Here is a 17,895-nt window from a genome sequence, read left to right on the forward strand (position 1 = left end):
GCATTGTCGCCGTTGGCCCGCCTTTCCCCCTGGTCATGTTGCGGAGCAACAATGCGCGCATGGCCATCCGCAAGACCCCCCCTCCCTCCATCCAGAAGATCGACCTGGCGCTGCAGGGCGGCGGCTCGCACGGCGCCTTCACCTGGGGCGTGCTCGACCGCCTGCTCGACGACGACACGCTGGAGATCGCCGCCATCAGCGGCACCAGCGCAGGCGCCATGAACGCAGTGGCCCTGGCCGCGGGCCTGATGGAAGGCGGCCGCGAAGGCGCGCGCGCCGCGCTCAAGCGCTTCTGGACCCGCGTGGGCGAGCTCTCGCCTTTCGGCGCCGCGGGCGGCGGCGTCGAACCCTGGCTCGACCCCGAGAGCCCCTGGGCCGCGCCCTGGCTGGCGCCCGCGCGCGCCTACGCGCAGTGGTTCAGCGCCCAGGTCTCGCCCTACCAGTTCAACCCGCTCAACCTCAATCCGCTGCGCCGCATCCTGCTCGACACGGTGGACTTCGAGAGGGTTCGCCACTGCCACAAGACGCGGCTGTTCATCTCGGCCACACGCGTGCGCACCGGCGGGCTGCGCATCTTCGACCAGCACGAGCTCACGCCCGAGGTGGTGCTGGCCTCGGCCTGCCTGCCCCTGCTGTTCCAGGCGGTCGAGATCGACGGCGAGGCCTACTGGGACGGCGGCTACGCGGGCAACCCCTCGCTGATGCCGCTGGTGCTCGACACCCCGGCCGACGACCTGCTGGTGGTGCAGATCAACCCCGCCGAGCGCGCCGCGCTGCCCACGCGGGCGGGCGAGATCCTCGACCGCATCAACGAGGTCACCTTCAACGCCAGCCTGCTGCGCGAGCTGCGCTCGATCGCGCTGCTCAAGCAGGTGCTCGCGGCCGAGGGCTGGGTCGCGCGCCAGCTGCGCAGCCCGGTGCTGCGCGGCATCGAGCGGCTGCGGCTGCACCGCGTGGACGGCGGCGACGCGCTCGCCGCCCACGGCGCGGGCAGCAAGACGCGCACCGACCCGGCCTTCCTCGAGCGCCTGTTCGCGCAGGGCCGCGAGGCCGCCGAACACTGGTTCAAGGACCACCGCAGCGCCATTGGCGTGCGCAGCACCATCGACGTGGACGCCGCGGCCCGCGGCTGAACGCCGCCGCCACAATCGCGCCATGCTCACACGCCTGCTGCGCGGCCTGCTCGCGCTCGCCATCGCCGGCCCGCTGGCCGCCCAGACCCCGACACCGGCGCTCTCGCCGCCCACCCCGGCCCCCGCCGCCTGCCCGCCCCAGGCCCAGGTGCCCGGCCCGCAGCAGCTGCAGGCCGCGCAGGCGCAGGCGCGCGACCGCGGCGCGCTGTGGCGGCTCGAACGCGAGGGCCGCACGTCCTGGCTCTACGGCACGCTGCACGTGGGCAAGCTCGAATGGGCCTTCCCCGGGCCGCAGGTGCTGCAGGCCTTGCGCAGCAGCGACAGCGTGGCGCTCGAACTCGACGTGAGCGACCCCGCGCTGGCGCAGCAGCTGCGCGACGGCCTCGCCGGGCCCGCCCCCACCCCGCCGGCCGCGCTGCAGCAGCGGCTCGACCGCCAGATCGCCGCCGCCTGCGTGCCGGCCGCGGCGTTCGCGGCCCTGCACCCGCTGCAGCAAGGCATGGCCCTGCTGCTGCTCGACGCGCGCTGGATCGGCCTGGACCCGGGCTACGGCGTCGAGCACGTGCTCGCGGGTTTCGCCAAGTCCAGCCGGCGCCCGCTGATCGCGCTCGAAACGGCCCGGCAGCAGCTGCAGGCCCTGGCGCCCGCCACGCCCGAAGAGGCCTTGCGCGCGCTCGACGGCACGCTCACGCTGCTCGAAAGCGGCCGCTCGCGCGAGGTGCTCGCGCGGCTCGCACAGGCCTGGGCCGACGGCGACCTCGACACCGTGGCCCGCTACGAAAGCTGGTGCGACTGCGCCACCACCGACGACGACCGCGCGGCGCTGCGCCGGCTCAACGACGGGCGCAACCCGCACCTGGCCGATCGCATCGCGGCCCTGCACGGCGAAGGCCGCCGCCTGTTCGCCGCTGTCGGCCTGCTGCACATGACGGGCGAGCAGGCGCTGCCGCGGCTGCTCGCCGAACGCGGCTTTCGCGTGGCGCGCGTGCCGCTACAGTGACAGGCCGCGCCCTTCCTCCCACCCAACGCCCCCTACCGCCATGCCCCACCCCATCCAGCACGAAGAGCCCGGCCCGACCGGCGCCTTTTTCTACGAGCACGGCGGCGAGCGCCTGGCCGAGATGACCTACAGCCGCACCAACGCCTCGCTGATCATCATCGACCACACCGGGGTCGACGAGCGTCTCAAGGGCCAGGGCGTGGGCCGCGAGCTGCTCGACGCGCTCGTGGCCTGGGCGCGCGAAACGCAAACCCGGGTGATCGCGCTGTGCCCCTTCGCCAAGGCCCAGTTCGACAAGGACCCCTCGATCCGCGACGTGCTGAAGTGAGCCGCGCCTAGGGCAGCGGCAGCCCGAAGCCGAAGCGCGCGCCCTGGCCCGGTTCGCCCTCGCCGCGGATCCAGCCGCCGTGGCGTTCGAGCACGCGCTGCACCGTGGCCAGGCCCACGCCCGTGCCCTCGAAGGTCTTGGGCGAGTGCAGGCGCTTGAAGGGCTCGAACAGCTGGCCCGCGTAGCGCATGTCGAAGCCCGCGCCGTTGTCGCTCACGGTGAACGCCGTTTCGTTGCCACCCGTGTCCAGGCGTTGGACGCGGATGCGCGCCACCGGCGCCGGGCGGGTGTACTTCCAGGCATTGCCCAGCAGGTTTTGCATCACCGAGCGCAGCAGCGCCGGATCGCCCCAGGCGCGCAGGCCGTCCTCGATGAACCAGTCGGACGCGCGCTGCGGCTCGCCCGCGCGCAGTTCGGCGGCCAGCGTGCGCGCCAGCGCGCTGATGTCCACCCAGGCCGGCTGCAGCTCGCCACGGTTCACGCGCGCGAGCGCGAGCAGCGCGTCGATGAGCTGGCCCATGCCGCTGGCCGACTGCCGGATGCGTTCGAGGTGCTCGCGCGCTTCGGCGCCGAGCCGATCGCCGTGCTCCTCGGCCAGCAGACTGGCGAAGCCGTTGATGCCGCGCAGCGGCGTGCGCAGGTCGTGCGACACGCTGTAGGCGAAGGACTCGAGTTCGCGGTTGAGCTGCGAGAGCTCGCGCGTGCGGGCGGCCACGCGGTCTTCGAGCTCCTCGTTGAGGCGCCGCAGCGCCTCTTCGGCCTCGCGCACCGCGGTGATGTCCTGCACCGTGCCCACGCTGCGCACCGCCTGCTCGCCATCGAATTCGGTGAGGGCGGTCTCGCGCACGTGCTTGATGCGGCCGTCGGGCATGCGCAGCCGGTGCACCATGCCCTGCAGTTCGCGCGTGTCCGCCACGGCGCGGTAAGCCTCCGCCACCAGGGTCTGGTCGTCGGCGTGCACGCGCGACAGGAAGGTGCGAAACGACGGCCTGTGCTTCGCCGGGTCGAGTTCGAGGATGCGGTAGATCTCGTCCGACCAGCTGAGCTGCCCGCTGCGCAGGTCGCGCTCCCAGTTGCCGATCGACGCGATGCGCTGGGCCTCCTTGAGCCGCGTTTCGCTGGCCTGCAGGCGCTCCTCGACGCGCCGGCGCGCGGTGATGTCGATCACCGTGAACTGCAGCAGCGTGCGGCCTTCGGACTCGAAGCGCATCAGGTGCACCTCGGCGTCCCAACGCTGCCCGTCGCTGCGCTGGTGCAGCCACTCGAAGACGGCCATGCCCCGTTCCATGGCCTGCGCCATGTGGGCCTGTGCGGCCTCGGTCGATTCCACGCCGTTGCGCTGCTGCGGCGCCGACACGGCCGACACGTGGGTGCCCAGGGTCTGTTCGCGCCCGCCCAGGCGGTAGGCGCGCACCGCCGCGTCGTTGCATTCGATCAGGCACATCGTCGCCGGGTCGATCACGCCCATGGGCACCTGCGAGCTGTCGAACAGTCGGTTGCGCAGCGCTCGCGCCGCCTGGGTTCGGGCCTCGCTGCGCGCGAGCCGGCGCAGCAGCAGCACCATGCCCAGGCCGCCGAGCAGCAGCAGCGCGGTCAGCGCCGAGGTGAGCTCGCGCGCACGCGCCACCGCGGGCGCGAGCGGGGCGAGCACGCCCTCGTCGGCCAGGCCCACGCTCACCACCAGCCCGTGCTCGCGCAGGCGAGACCAGCCGTACAGGCGCGGCGTGCCGTCCATGTGGCCGCTCATGCGGAAGGTGCCCTCATCGCGCAGCGGCAGGGCCGTGCTCAGGAAGGGCCGGTCGGCCGGCAGCCGCTTGCCCATGGCGGCTTCGTTGTCGCGGCTGCGCGCAAAGAAGGTGCCGTCGGGGCCGACCAGCGCGATCACGTCGAGCGGCGACAGCGCCACCGCGCCCAGGCGCCGCGCGAGGAATTCGGTCGACAGGCCCACCTGCACCGTGCCCTCGAAGCGGCCGTTGCGCAGCAGCGGCCGCGCCGCGGTCACGGTCCAGCCCCCGTTCAGGCGCGAGCGCTGCGGCTGGCCGATGAACAGGCGGTCGCGGCCGTCGCTCAGGGCCTGGAAGTGCGGCTGCTCGTCGATGCGCGTGGGCGGGCCGCGCTCGGTGGTGTGGAAGACGATGCGGCCTTGCGCGTCGGCCACCGAGAGGTGCGTGACCATGCGGCGCGGCACGCCCTCGATCAGCACCCGCGCCGCGCGCTCGACATCGGCGGGGTCGCGCAGCCATTCGCGTCGGGCCGTCTGCAGCTGCCCGTCGGCGAGCGCGATCAGGCTTTCCACCTGGCCGGCCACGGCGTCGGCCAGGTGCAGGCTGCGCTGCCCGGCGGCCGCGCGCAGCTGCTCCTGCAGCTGCGTCTGGGCGCGGCCGGTCTGCCACCACAGCAGGGCCGCGGCCAGCGCGGTGAGGGCCAGCACCAGCAGCACCGGCAGGCGGGCGCGCCAGGCCTTCATGGGGTGGGCACCTCGCCCAGCAGGTGCACCGCGCCGGCGTAGTCGAGCACCTCCACCGCCTCACGCAGCGCGCGGGCGCGCGCCGCGCCCAGTTGCAGCACCAGGGCCGCCTCGCGCCCGAGCACCCATTGCACGGCGTCGAGGTCGCGGCGCAGCAGCAGCGCCATCAGCTCGCCCACCACGGGGCGCTCGGTCTGCTCGCCGCCGGGCGCGGGGGCCGCTGAGGGCGACAGCGCAGCGATCTGCGCCAGCAGCGCGCGCAACAGGGCGTCGGTCCGCGCGACGGCATCGGTCACGCGCGCCCAGTCCTCATCGGCCGCGAGCCGGGCCGCGGCCTCGGTGGCCGCGGCGCGCAAGGCCTCGGCGCCCACCCCGGCGGCGCTGCCGCAGAGCTTGTGCAGCGACGCCTGCAGCGCCTCGCGGCCACCATCGGCGCGGGCCTGCAGCCAGCGGTGGGCTTCGTCGCCCCAACGCGCGTACTGCAGGGTCATGGCGCGCAGCGCGCGCCACAACACCTCGGGCGATCCGCCGCAGCGCTGGCGGCTCAGGGCCTCGTCCAGCCCCGCCATGCGCGGCCACTGCGCGGCCGCGGCCGGCGCATCGGCCACCACCACGCCCACCCGCGCCAGCGTGGCCGCGGGCAAGGCGTCGCGCAGGGTCTGGGCCAGTTGCAGCGGCGTGAACGGCTTGCCCAGGAAGGCGTTCATGCCGGCCGCCCGCGCGCGCTCGCGCTCGTTCGCCAGCGCCCCCGCCGTCAGCGCGATCACCGGCAGCGCCGCGGTGGCCGGCTCGGCGCGCAGGCGCTGGCAGGCCTGCAGGCCGTCGAGCACGGGCATCTGCACGTCCATGAGCACCAGGTCCGCTTCGCCGGGGTGGCGCTCCAGCCAGTCGAGCGCCTGCTGGCCATCGGCGCAGACCGCGCTGGTCGCGCCCTGGGCCTCGAGCAGCGCGGCGGTGATGTGGCGGTTGGTGTCGTCGTCGTCGCAGACCAGCACACGCAGGCCCGCGAGCCAGCGCAGCGGCCGCGCGCCCGCCTCGGTGCGGCGCACCCAGCGCTGCGGCGGCACCTGGCGCGCCGGCAGCGCCTGCGCGAGCGCGGCGAGCACGGCGGCGCCGTCGGCGCGCACCGGCAGGTGCAGGGTGTCGGGTGCATCGGGCGCGTCGGCGTGTGGCAGGGGCGCGCCCAGCACCAGGCGCAGGCCGGCCGCGTCGGGCAGGGCCGCGCCGTCGCGGCCGTCGATCAGCAGCACGTCGGCCGCGGACGCGGCGCCTTCGTGCAGCGCCCAGCCCAGGTCGTGCATCCAGCGCGCCCAGCGCTCGCGCCAGGCCGGCCGCGGCGTGTGCACGGCCACGCGCAGCGGCGGCAGCACCAGGCCGCTGTCGCCGCTGCCCGGCTCCAGCAGCGGCAGGTCGACCCAGAAGGTGCTGCCCTCGCCGGGCCGGCTGCGCACGCCGACCGCGCCGCCCATGAGCGTGGCGAGCTGCTTCACGATGGTCAGGCCCAGGCCGCTGCCGCCGTGGCGGCGCATCACGCCCGGGTCGGCCTGCACGAAGGGCTCGAACACCTGCTCGAGGCGGTCGGCCTCGATGCCGCGGCCGCTGTCGATCACGCTCAGGCGCAGCCATTCGCGCCCGGCCTGCGTGTGGCGGCGCCAGCGCAGCACCACCGCGCCGCGCTCGCTGAACTTGATGGCGTTGCCCAGCAGGTTGGTGAGCACCTGCCGCACGCGCTTGGCGTCGCCGAACAGCCAGGCCGGCAGTTGTGCATCGAGGTCGTTGCGCAGGCTCAGGCCCTTGGCCTGGGCCTGCAGGCCGTACACGCCCACCAGCTCCTCGGCGAGCGCGCGCGGCTGCCAGGGCACGGGGTCGAGCGCGAGCTCGCCGGCTTCGATGCGCGCGAGGTCGAGCACCTCGTTGACCGCGTCGAGCAGGGCCTGGCCAGCCTGGTCGGCGCGGTGCAGCAGGTCGCGCTCGCGCGCACCGCCGAGGTCGCGCGCGAGCAGGCGCTGGATGCCCAGCAAGGCGTGCAGCGGCGTGCGCAGCTCGTGGCTCATGATCGCGAGGAAGTGCGTCTTGGCGCGGTTGGCGGTTTCGGCCTGCAGGCGCGCGTCGGCCAGGGTCTGCTCGAGCGCCTTGCGCTCGGTGATGTCCTGGTGGGTGCCGTACATCCACTCGGGCTGGTCGTCGGCGGTGCGCGTGAACACCCGGCCCCGTGTGTGCACCCACACCCAGTGCCCGTCGCGGTGGCGCATGCGCACCTCGCATTCGTAGAACGGTGCTTCGCCCTGGCAGTGCGCCTGCAGTGCCTGGCCCGAACGAGCCAGGTCCTCGGGGTGCAGATGGTCGTGCCAGGTGTCGGCGCTCACGGGCTGCAGCTCGTCGAGGCGCCAGCCGATGATGCCGGCCCAGCGCTCGTTGTAGCGGGTCTCGCCGGTCTGCAGGTTCCAGGCCCAGGTGCCCACGTTCGTGCCTTCGATGATGCTGGCCAGCTCCTGGCGCTCGCGGCGCTGGCGCTCGAGGGCGCGCGCGAGTTCGTGGCGCATGCGCGCGAGCCGGTCGAGCATGGCGTCGAAGCTGCGTGTGGCCATGCCCATCTCGTCGCGTGCCACGTAGCCCACGCGGGTGTCCGGCAGGCCGGTGGCCTCCACGCGCGCGGCGGTGGCCGCCAGCAGACCGAGCGGGCGCACGAGGCGGCGCACCACCACGCCGGCCAGCAGCAGCATGAGCGCCACCAGCGCGCCGTTGTAGAACACCGCCCAGCGCGCCTGGCGCTGGCGCTCGCTCTGGCGCAGCGCCTCGATGTGGCCCTCGTAGTGGTAGGCCTGCCCGCTCAGGGTGCGCAGGCTCTGCATCAGGCGCTCGCTCACCGGGCCGTCGCCGATGCGCCCCGCGGGCGCGGCGAGCGTCAGGCCGTCGAACAGCGACTCGAGCTCGGCGAAGGCCTTGTCGAACTCGCCCACGGCGGTGGCGTCGATGGCGTCCAGGCGCTGCAGTTGCCGCAGGTCGTCGCGCAGCTCGGCCATGTCGGCGGCCCAGCGCTGCGCCATGCCCGGGCGGTCGCGCAGCAGGTCGTCCTGCACGGTGGTGAGCAGGCGCACCGAGGTGGCCGCCATGTGGCCCACGAGCCGCTGCTGCTGGTCGACGCTGCCGATCCAGTCGATCGCGCGGTTGAGCTGCCAGCCGCGCGCGAGCACCACCACCAGCGTGGTGACGACCACGGCGAGCAGCAGCGCGCGCAGGCTGGCGCGAAAGGGAACCCCGGATGTGCTCATCGCGACGGGCCTGAGTGCCGGGCCGGATAGGGTCGATGCATGGCTCTGTTTCTCCGAAACCCGGGGGGCCGTCGGCGCGGCCTTGGCTGTGGTGATCCCTGACGCAACGCACCCGCGTTGGCCGTTCAGCTTACCCAGCGGGCACGGCGTTTCCGGGCCGCGGCGTGTGGGGAAACCTTGACAGGGCGCGCCGGACTTTCTGGCGCGTGGGTTCGAAGCGATCCGGCGCCGGGCCGCCCCAAGCCGGATCAGCCCCCTCGGGGCTGAGCCCCGCGGCTCCAAGCCTGCCTGCGCAGGCTTGGACGGGGCGAAGAGGCGCTGACTCTGGCAGCGCCGCGGCCTGCAAGGCCTCGCGACCCGCGCAGCGGCGGAGCGTGGGGGCTCAAGGTTCATCGTCGGGGTTGTCGCGCGCCAAGGGCGGCGCGCCCGCCAGCAGCGCGTCGGCGCGCGCCTGGATGCGCGCGATCACGGTGTCGAGCAGCTCGCGCTCGCCGGCCGACAGGTCGGCCACCAGCGCCTGGTTGATGGCGCGGATGCGCGGAAAGATGTCGCCGTGCACGCGGCGCCCTTGCTCGCTCAGGAACACGTGCACCTCGCGCCGGTCGCTGGGCTTGGGGCGGCGCTCGATCAGGCCCTTGTCGGCCAGTGTGGTGAGGGTGCGCGAGGTGCGCGCGCGGTCGAGCATGGCGCGCTCGGCCAGCTCGGACGACAGCACGCCCTCGTTCTCGGCCAGGAAGGACAGCACGCGCCATTCGCGCCGCGTCATGCCGTGCAGGCTCTCGCAGAGCTGCACCACCTGCCGGCCCGCGGTCACGTGGATGCGGTAGAGGCGGTAGAGCAGGAACTCGGCCTGGTGGCCGGGCTGGGCCAGGGTGTCGGCTGGCATAGGGTTATCCCCCGCAATGATTGATTTCTGCAATCGATTGTGAATGCCTAGCATGGGCCGCTCCAAGGGGGAACACACCCCGCCGCACCCCGACCGGAGACACGCCATGCCCTTCACCCGCCGCCTGCTGCACGCCGCCCTGCTGGGCCTGACCGTTCTGGCCGCCGCGCCAGCCATGGCCCAGGACAAGACCCCGCTCAAGATCGTGGTGGGCTTTCCGCCCGGGGGCTCGGCCGACACGCTGGCGCGCCTGATCGCCGAGAACCTGCGCGACCAGTACGGCCCCATCGTGGTCGAGAACAAGCCCGGCGCGGGCGGGCGCATCGCGCTGCAGCAGGTCAAGCGCGCCGAGCCCGACGGCCACACCGTGATCGTGCTGCCCAGCGGGCCCATGGTGCTGTTCCCGCACGTCTACAAGAAGCTCGACTACGACCCGGTGAAAGACTTCACCCCGGTCTCGCTGATCGCCAACTTCCAGTTCGGCGTGGTCGCGGGCCCCGCGAGCAAGGTGAAGACCGTGGGCGAGATGGTGGCCGCGGCCAAGGCGCAGCCGGGCGTGATGTCGTACGGCACGCCGGGCCTGGGCACGCTGCCGCACTTCATGGGGGTGTTGTTCGAGCAGCAGGTGGGCGCGAAGCTGAACCACGTGCCCTTCCAGGGCGGCGGCCCGGCCAACACGGCCCTCATCGGCGGCCACATCGACTACAAGTTCGACGTCGTCTCCGAGACCGCCGAACTGCACCGCAGCAACAAGGTCCGCATCATCGCCGTCACCGGCGCGCAGCGCGACCCGCAGGTGCCCGAGGTGCCCACGCTCAAGGAGAGCGGCATCGACATGGTGGCCGGCGCCTGGTTCGCCATGTACGGCCCCGCCCAACTCAACCCCGCGGTGCGCGATCGCCTCTCGCGCGCGGTCGCCGCGGCGGTGAAGACGCCTGCATTGCGCGAGCGCCTGATCGGCCTGGGCTACGAGCCCGTGGGCTCCACGCCCGCCGAACTCGCCACCGCGCAGGCCAACGACCTCAAGCGCTGGGAGGCCCCGATCAAGGCCACCGGCATCCAGCTCGATTGAACCCCGGAGACCCTTTGTCATGATCTTTCGTCGCACCCTGCTGGGCCTGTGCCTGGCCGCCAGCGTGATGTCCACGGCCACCGCCCAGACCGCCTGGCCCACGCAGACCGTCCGCTTCGTCAACAACTTCCCAGCGGGCGGGCCGTCGGACATCCTGGCGCGCTCGGTCGGCCAGGTGCTGCAGGAGCAGTTCAAGCAGAGCGTGGTGGTCGACAACAAGCCCGGTGCGGCCGGCAACATCGGCGCGGCCGACGTGGCCAAGGCCGCGGGCGACGGCAGCACCCTGCTGTTCGGCATCGACACCACCTTCACCATCAACCCGCACCTCTACCCCAACCAGGGCTTCAAGGGCAGCGACCTCAAGCCCGTGATCATCATGGCCTCGTCGGGCCTGCTGATCGGCGTGAATCCCGCCACCGGCCTCAAGAGCCTGCCGCAGCTGGTGGAGCAGAGCAAAACCAAGGCCTTCAACTTCAGCTCGGCCGGCAGCGGCAGCCCGGGCCACCTCGCGGTCGAGGTGTTCGCCGAGGCCACGAAGCACAAGCTCAACCACATCCCCTACCGCGGCAACACGCCGGCCGTGACGGCCGTGCTCGCGGGCGAGGTGGACGGCGGCACCCTGGCCACGCCGGGCATGCTGCCGCACGTCAAGAGCGGCAAGATCACCGCGCTGGCCGTCACCAGCCGCCAGCGCTCCAAGCTCGCGCCCGACATCCCCACCGTGGGCGAGCTCGGCCTCAAGGCGCTCGAACAGGAGGTGTTCTACCTCGTGATGGCACCGGCCAGCACGCCCGACGCCCTGGTGCAGGCCATGGGCAAGGCGATCGCCGACGCGCTGCAGCGCCCCGACGTGCAGGCCCGAATGCTCAACCTCGACCTGTTCCCCGAGGGCCTGCAGGGCGCGGCCGCGGCCAGGCGCCTGGCCGAACTGAACGCGCGCTACGGCGCGCTCGTGAAGGCCACCGGCATGAAGGTGGAGTGAACACGCCGTGAGCCGACCCAACATCGTCTACATCGTCTGCGACGACCTCGGCTACGCCGACCTGGGCTGCTACGGCGGCCGCGAGGCCGGCTTCGGCCGCGTCTCGCCGCACATCGACGCGCTGGCCGCGGGCGGGCTGAAGTTCACCGAGGGCTATTCGAACTCGCCGGTGTGCTCGCCCACGCGCTTCGCGCTCATGACCCTGCGCTACCAGTACCGGCTGCGCGGCGCGGCCGAAGAGCCCATCAACAGCAAGGCGCGCAAGAGCCAGACCCTGGGCCTGCCGCCCGAGCACCCCACCCTGCCCTCGCTGCTGCGCGGCGCGGGCTACCGCACGGCGCTGATCGGCAAGTGGCACCTGGGCTACCCGCCGGCCTTCGGCCCGCTGCGCTCGGGCTACGAGGAATTCTTCGGCCCCATGGCCGGCGGTGTGGACTACTTCACCCACTGCGCGAGCACCGGCGACCACGACCTGTGGTTCGGCGAGAACGAGCACCCCGAGGTCGGCTACCTCACCGACCTGCTGAGCCGCCGCGCCGTGGACTACGTGCACCGCATGGCCGAGGGCGCGAAGGCCGGCACGCCCTTCATGCTCAGCCTGCACTACACCGCGCCGCACTGGCCCTGGGAAACGCGCGACGACGCGCACGTGGCGCCAGAGGTGGCGAAGAACCTGTTCCACCTGCACGGCGGCAACATCGAGAGCTACCGCCGCATGATCCACCACATGGACGAAGGCATCGGCTGGCTGATGGACGCGCTGCGCCAGCACGGCCTGGCCGACAACACCATCGTGGTCTTCACGAGCGACAACGGCGGCGAGCGCTTCTCGGACAACTGGCCGCTCGTGGGCGGCAAGATGGACCTCACCGAAGGCGGCATCCGCGTGCCCTGGATCGTGCACTGGCCCGCGCAGGTGCCGGCCGGCACCACCACCGCGCAACACGGCATGAGCATGGACTTCTCGCGCACCCTGCTCGACGCCGCCGGCGTGGCGCCGGCCGACTCGCACGCGCCCGACGGCGTCTCGCTGCTGCCGGTGTGGCGCGAGCCCGCCAAGCGGCTGCACCGCCCCATGCACTGGCGCATGAACCACCGCGGCCAGCGCGCGCTGCGCGACGGCGACTGGAAATACCTGCGCGTGGACGGCCACGACTACCTGTTCAACATCGCGCAGGACGCGCGCGAGCGCGCCAACCGCGCCGCGCACGAACCCGAGCGCCTGGCCACGATGCGCGAGGCCTGGGAGGCCTGGAACGCCACCATGCCGCCGATCCCCGAGGACGCCACGGTGAGCCTGGGCTACGGCGCCAAGGACATGCCGCAGCGCTGAACCCGCGCCCGCCGCGCGGGCGCGCGGCTACGATCGACCCATGAGCCGCTGGCACCGCCTGTTCCCTTTCCTGCAATGGCCGCGGCCCGATGCGGCGCTGTGGCGCGGCGAGGCCCTGGCGGGCCTCACCGTGGGCCTGATGGTGATCCCGCAGGGCGTGGCCTACGCGGCCATCGCGGGCATGCCGCTGGTGACCGGCATCTACGCCGCGCTGCTGCCTGCGCTGATCGCGGTGCTTTTCTCGGCCTCGCCGCGGCTGTCGGTGGGGCCCACCGCGCTCACCTGCCTGCTGGTGGGCAGCTCGCTCGCGCCACTGGCCGCGCCGGGCAGTGCGCAATGGGTGCAGCTTGCGGTGTGGCTGGCGCTGCTCACGGGCCTGCTGCAGGTGGTTCTGGGCGCGGCGCGCTTCGGCTGGCTGCTCAACCTGGTGAATTCGCCCGTGCTCATGGCCTTCACGCAGGCGGCGGCGGTGCTGATCATCGCCTCGCAATTGCCTGCGTTGCTGGGCTTTGCCGACGGCGCGGCGCTGCTCGCACTGCACGGCTGGCAGCCCGTTTCCCTGGCCTTCGGCGCGGGCGCGCTGCTGGCGCTGGTGGCCGCGCGGCGTCTGCGGCCGGGCTTTCCATCGGTGCTCGCACTGGTGCTGGCGAGCGCGGGCATCGCGCGCGCCACCGGCTTCGAGGCCGCGGGGGGGGCGGTCATCGGCGCGCTGCCGCAGGGCCTGCCCGCGCTCGCGCTGCCGGCCTGGCCGGGCTGGGACATGCTGGGCACGCTGTTGCTGCCGGTGCTGGTGATCACGCTGGTGAGCTTTCTGGAAACCGCGAGCAGCGCCAAGGTGGACAACGGCCGCCGCGGTGCGCGCTGGGACCAGGACCAGGACCTGATCGGCCAGGGCCTGGCCAAGATCGCCTCGGGCCTCACGGGCGCCATGCCCACGAGCTCGTCGTTCTCGCGCTCGGCGCTCAACCTCTACGCGGGCGCCCAGACCGGTTGGGCCACGGTGTTCTCGGTGGGTGTGGTGCTGCTGGCGCTGCTGCTGGCCATGCCGCTGCTGCACCACGTGCCGCTGGCCGTGCTCGCGGCCATCGTGGTGTTGCCGGTGTGGGGGCTGATCCAGCCGCGCGCCTTCACCCGCCTGTGGCGCGTCTCGCGCGTGGAGGCCACGATCGCGCTCGCCACGGCCGCCATCACGCTGCTGGCCGCGCCGCGCCTGTACTGGGGCGTGCTCGCGGGTGTGGTGATGGCACTGACGCACTTCCTGTACCTGCGGCTGCACCCGCGCATCATCGAGGTGGGCCTGCACAGCGACGGCAGCCTGCGCGACCGCCACCTGTGGCAGTTGCCGCCGCTCGCGCCGCGGCTGTATGCGCTGCGCATGGACGCCGCGCTCGACTTCGCCACCGCCGCCGGCTTCGAGCGCGCGGTCGGCGAGCACCTGCAGGCGCAGCCCGACACGCGCCACGTGATGCTGATCGCGCACCCCATCAACTGGATCGACGCCACCGGCGCCGAGGCCTTCGGCCGCGTGCACGAGCAGCTCGAGCAGCGCGGCGTGCACCTGCACCTGGTGGGCATCAAGCTGCCGGTGGAGAACGTGCTGCGCGCTGCGGGCCTGCTGGGCGAGAGCGCGCGCTTGCACCTGTACCGCACCGAGGCCGAGGCCCTGCAGGCGATCGGCGCGGGCGCGCTGGCCGACGACTAGGCCGCTGGCCCGTCTTCGGCCGTGAGCGCCGCGGCCTGCAGCTGCTCGGCCGCGGCGTCGAAACACAGATCGTCGATCGCCACCGACACGGCCTGCGCCACGGCCGCGCCCAGGCGCTGGGCGATCGCCGCGCGCAGGTGCGCGAAGCTCGTCCCGGCATCGAGGTCGTTCGATTCGAGCTGGGACAACAGCGCCTGCAGCCGCGCCTGCCATTGAGCCTCGTCGAGGGGCGCGGCGGCGGCCGCGTCGTCGGTGGGTTCGTCTGCCGTGCCGGAGGCACGGTCGGTGTAGACCGCGGCGCCCTGTTTCAGCTGGGCGAAGCGGCGCTGCAGCTCGGCCAGCGTGGCCGCGGCGTCGGCCAGGGCGTGTGCGTCGAGCGCGGCTTCCAGGCCGGTGGCGGCGCGCGCCAGGTCGAGCGCGCCGATCATGCCCGCGCTGCCGCGCAGCCGGTGCGCGCGCACACGCCAGTGGTCCTGCTGCGCGGCGTCCCAGGCGAGCGGGCCGTCGGCGGGCAGCGCGGCCCATTCGTGCTGTTCGGCCAGCAGCCGCGTGAGCACGCGCTGGAACAGCTGCTCATCGCCGCCGAGCGTGCGGTGCGCGCTGAGCGCGTCCACCCCCTCCACCCGGGGCCAGCCGGCCGGCGGCGCGGCCGCGGGCACGGCGAGCGGCGCAGGCGTGACCGCCACGCCCGCACCCGCACCGGGGCAGGCGCGCCGCAGCGCGGCCAGCAGCAGCGCGGGCTCGAGCGGCTTGGCCACGAAGTCGCTGAAGCCGGCGTCGAGCGCACGCTGGCGCTCGTCGGCCAGGGCGCCCGCGGTGAGCGCGATCACGGGCAGGCCGGTGAACGTGGTGTCGGCACGGATGTGGCGCGTGGCCTCCAGGCCGTCCATCACGGGCATCTGCACGTCCATGAGCACCGCGTCCACCGCGCCGGCCTGGGCCTGCAGCCAGGCCAGGGCCTGCGCGCCGTCGCCGCAGGTGTGCACGCGAGCGCCTTCGCGTTCGAGCATGCGCCGCGCGATGTCGAGGTTGACCTCGCTGTCGTCGACCAGCAGCACGCGCAGGCCGTTCAGGCCGTTTGCGGGGGCCGCCGCCGGCGCCGGCCGCAGCGCGCTGAGCGCGGCCTCGTGCAGCGGCACGCTGACCCAGAACTCGCTGCCCTGCCCCGGTGTGCTCGACAGGCCCACCTCACCCTGCATGAGCCCGACCAGGCGGCGCACGATGGACAGGCCCAGGCCCGTGCCGCCGAAGCGGCGCGTGGTGGTTTCGTCGGCCTGGGTGAAGGGCTGGAACAGGCGCGCCTGCTGCTCGGGCGTGATGCCGATGCCGCTGTCGCGCACGCTCAGGCGCAGGCGCTGCGTGCCGCCGGCCTCGTCGCGCGCCGCCGCGATCACCACGCCGCCGCGGGCGGTGAACTTGATGGCGTTGCCCACCAGGTTGACCAGCACCTGGCGCAGCCGGCCCGCGTCGCCGATCAGCGCCTCGGGCAGTGCGGGGCCGCGCTCCAGCGTGAGCGCAAGGCCCTTGTGCTGCGCCTGCACCCCATACACCGACTCGACCTCGCGCAGCAGCTCGCACAGCGAGAAGGGCTCGCGTTCGAGCCGCATCTCGCCGGCCTCGATCTTGGCCAGGTCGAGCACGTCATTGACGATGCCCAGCAGCGCGCGTCCCGCGGTCTGCGCCTTGGCCAGCAGCGCGCGCTGGTCGCCGTCGAGCGGACTGTCGGCCAGCAGGTGGGTCACCCCGAGCACGGCGTTGAGCGGCGTGCGGATCTCGTGGCTCATGTTGGCGAGGAAGGCGCTCTTGCTGGCGCTGGCGGCCTCGGCCGCGCGCTTGGCCTCGCGCAGGTCCTGCTCGATCGCCTTGCTGGCGCTGATGTCGAGCTGGGTGCCGTACATCCATTCGGGCTCGCCCCCGGGGGTCCAGCTGCGCACCTGACCGCGGTTGAGCACCCAGATCCAGTGGCCCTCGGCATGGCGCATGCGCACCTCGCTGGCGTAGAACGCGTGCTCGCCCGCGAAGTGGCGCCGCAGCGCACGCTGCGCGCGCGGCACGTCGTCGGGGTGCACGTGGTCGAGCCAGGCCTGCTGGTCGCTCGGGCGCAGCTCGTCGTAGTCGTGGCCCAGCATCTGGGCCCAGCGCTCGTTGTAGCGGCACTCGCCGGTCTGCACATTCCATTCCCAGGTGCCCACGTGGGTACCCTGCAGGATGCTTTGCAGCCGCATGCGCTCGGTGGCCTGCTGCGCGAGCGCGGCCTCGAGCGCGCGGCGGTTGCGGTTGCGTTCGGTGACGTCGTCGATCACCGCGTACCAGCCCTGCACACCGCCGTCGCGCAGGTCGGGCAGGTAGCGCATGTGCATCTCGCGCAGTTCGCCGGTGAGCGGGCTGGCCATCGAGAGCTCGAAGGACTGCGGCTCGCCGCGCAGCACCGCCGCGATGTGCGGTTGCAGGGTGGCGTAGACGGCATCGCCGACCACCTCGTGCGCGCGCTGGCCGCGGATGTCACCGCCGTGCGGCCGGCGCCACTCGAGGTTGGCCCGGTTGGCCTCGCGGTTGACCTGATCGCGGTCCCAGTAGCTGATCATGGACGGCATGGCGTCGAGCACGGTGCGCAGGAAACGCTGCACGTCTTCGAGCGATCGGGTGCGCTCGACCACACGCGCCTCGAGACTGGCGTTGATGTCGAGCAGGTGCTGCTCATGCTGCTGGCGCAACACCAGCAGCACCCATTGCAAGGCCGCCACCAGCAGGGTCACCAGCGCGCCCACCCAGGCCACCAGCGCAGGCGACAGCAAACCGAACTGCGCCGCGTACGACGGGCGCATCTCGGTGCGAACCATCCAGGAGCGGCCATAGGGCACCCGCAGCAGCGACACGCTGCCCGCGCCGGCTGCCGGCGATGCGCCTTGCGCCACGGTGTTGAAAAACACGGTCGCGTGCTCGACATCGGTGATGTCGGTGAGCGACAGCGCGATGTGAGCGGTGTGCAGCGGCAGACCCGCCAGCACATCGTCCACCAGCAGCGGGGCGTAGGCCCAGCCGAAGGCCGCGGCTTCGCGGCGCTCGGGCGAGTCCAGGGGCAGGCCAGGCCGGTAGATCGGCAGCAGCAGCAGGAAGGCCCGGTCCTCGGCCTCGGTCGCCTGCACCAGCGTGATCGGCGCGCTCAGCGTCGCGCGGCCGCTGCGCATGGCGGTCTGCGCCGCCAGGCGGCGCCGGGGCTCGCTCGCGATGTCCAGCCCGACGGCCTCGCGGTTGCGTTCGAGCGGCTCGACCAGTTCGATGATGAAGTGGTCGCCCGCGTGCGGCGCGTGCGCGGCGCCGTGGGTCGGCGGCGGCACGGCATGGTGGCGTGCGTGCTCGCGCAATTCATCCGCGGGCACGCGGTGCACGAAGCCGAAGCCGCGCGCGCCGGGAAACTCGCGCTCCATGTCGCGCGAGGCCATGTAGTAGCGGAAGTCGGCCGCCGTGATGCCGTGCTCGCCCGCCTTCTGTATCAGGCCGCGCGCGCCGCGCAACCCGTATTCGTAGAGCGCGAACCGCGCGTGGATGGCGTCGGCCAGCTCGCGCGACTCGACGGCGAAGCGCTCGTCGACGAAGGCGGCGTTGCTGCGTTCCTGGCGCAGCACCATCAGCGTGGTCAGCAAGGCGCCCAGGGCCAGCGTGCACACGACCCAGATGGCGTTGGCGTAGCGCGAAGGCCGGTTCATGCTGCGCCCAGCC

At 73.2% G+C, this 17,895-nt stretch carries 11 protein-coding genes; 7 read left to right on the plus strand and 4 right to left on the minus strand.

What is annotated here, in order from left to right; translation table 11 throughout:
- Positions 1 to 59: 59 nt before the first annotated feature.
- The 3 genes from G9Q37_RS14880 to G9Q37_RS14890 are packed head-to-tail and all read left to right on the plus strand — an operon-like array spanning position 60 to position 2,461.
- A complete protein-coding gene (locus G9Q37_RS14880) occupies positions 60 to 1,133 on the plus strand; it encodes a patatin-like phospholipase family protein (RefSeq protein WP_205710656.1) in 1,074 nt (357 codons plus the stop codon).
- 22 nt (positions 1,134 to 1,155) lie between these two features.
- Positions 1,156 to 2,133, plus strand: a complete 978-nt coding sequence (locus tag G9Q37_RS14885) for a TraB/GumN family protein (RefSeq protein ID WP_166228325.1) — start codon at positions 1,156 to 1,158, stop codon at positions 2,131 to 2,133.
- A gap of 40 nt (positions 2,134 to 2,173) precedes the next feature.
- Entirely contained in the window at positions 2,174 to 2,461 is a 288-nt protein-coding gene (locus G9Q37_RS14890; protein ID WP_166228327.1) for a GNAT family N-acetyltransferase, read from the plus strand.
- 7 nt (positions 2,462 to 2,468) lie between these two features.
- Here G9Q37_RS14890 and G9Q37_RS14895 read toward each other — a convergent pair whose 3' ends face one another.
- The 3 genes from G9Q37_RS14895 to G9Q37_RS14905 all read right to left on the minus strand — a co-directional run bounded on the left by G9Q37_RS14895 (position 2,469) and on the right by G9Q37_RS14905 (position 9,086).
- Positions 2,469 to 4,928: a sensor histidine kinase gene (locus tag G9Q37_RS14895; RefSeq protein ID WP_166228329.1), complete on the minus strand. Its 2,460-nt coding sequence runs from the start codon at positions 4,926 to 4,928 to the stop codon at positions 2,469 to 2,471.
- A complete protein-coding gene (locus G9Q37_RS14900; RefSeq protein ID WP_166228331.1) occupies positions 4,925 to 8,200 on the minus strand; it encodes a hybrid sensor histidine kinase/response regulator in 3,276 nt (1,091 codons plus the stop codon). Before G9Q37_RS14900 ends, G9Q37_RS14895 begins: the two co-directional genes overlap by 4 nt.
- A 382-nt stretch (positions 8,201 to 8,582) precedes the next feature.
- On the minus strand, positions 8,583 to 9,086 hold the full coding sequence (locus G9Q37_RS14905) for a MarR family winged helix-turn-helix transcriptional regulator (protein WP_166228333.1): 504 nt from the start codon (positions 9,084 to 9,086) through the stop codon (positions 8,583 to 8,585).
- Positions 9,087 to 9,192: 106 nt separating this feature from the next.
- Between G9Q37_RS14905 and G9Q37_RS14910 the strand changes: the two genes are divergently transcribed.
- From G9Q37_RS14910 to G9Q37_RS14925, 4 genes are read left to right on the plus strand one after another with little or no spacing between them, the layout of a single operon-like run.
- On the plus strand, positions 9,193 to 10,158 hold the full coding sequence (locus G9Q37_RS14910) for a Bug family tripartite tricarboxylate transporter substrate binding protein (protein WP_166228335.1): 966 nt from the start codon (positions 9,193 to 9,195) through the stop codon (positions 10,156 to 10,158).
- Positions 10,159 to 10,177: 19 nt separating this feature from the next.
- On the plus strand, positions 10,178 to 11,140 hold the full coding sequence (locus tag G9Q37_RS14915; RefSeq protein WP_166228337.1) for a Bug family tripartite tricarboxylate transporter substrate binding protein: 963 nt from the start codon (positions 10,178 to 10,180) through the stop codon (positions 11,138 to 11,140).
- 7 nt (positions 11,141 to 11,147) lie between these two features.
- Entirely contained in the window at positions 11,148 to 12,473 is a 1,326-nt protein-coding gene (locus G9Q37_RS14920; RefSeq protein ID WP_166228339.1) for a sulfatase family protein, read from the plus strand.
- 40 nt (positions 12,474 to 12,513) lie between these two features.
- Entirely contained in the window at positions 12,514 to 14,175 is a 1,662-nt protein-coding gene (locus G9Q37_RS14925) for a SulP family inorganic anion transporter (RefSeq protein WP_166228341.1), read from the plus strand.
- On the opposite strand, the gene G9Q37_RS14930 is transcribed toward G9Q37_RS14925, so the two are convergent.
- Positions 14,172 to 17,882 (minus strand): CHASE domain-containing protein, encoded by a 3,711-nt coding sequence (locus G9Q37_RS14930; protein ID WP_166228343.1) that lies wholly within the window; start codon positions 17,880 to 17,882, stop codon positions 14,172 to 14,174. The genes G9Q37_RS14925 and G9Q37_RS14930 overlap by 4 nt on opposite strands.
- Positions 17,883 to 17,895: the final 13 nt, after the last annotated feature.

Source organism: Hydrogenophaga crocea, assembly GCF_011388215.1.
Taxonomy (GTDB): Bacteria; Pseudomonadota; Gammaproteobacteria; order Burkholderiales; family Burkholderiaceae_C; genus Hydrogenophaga; species Hydrogenophaga crocea.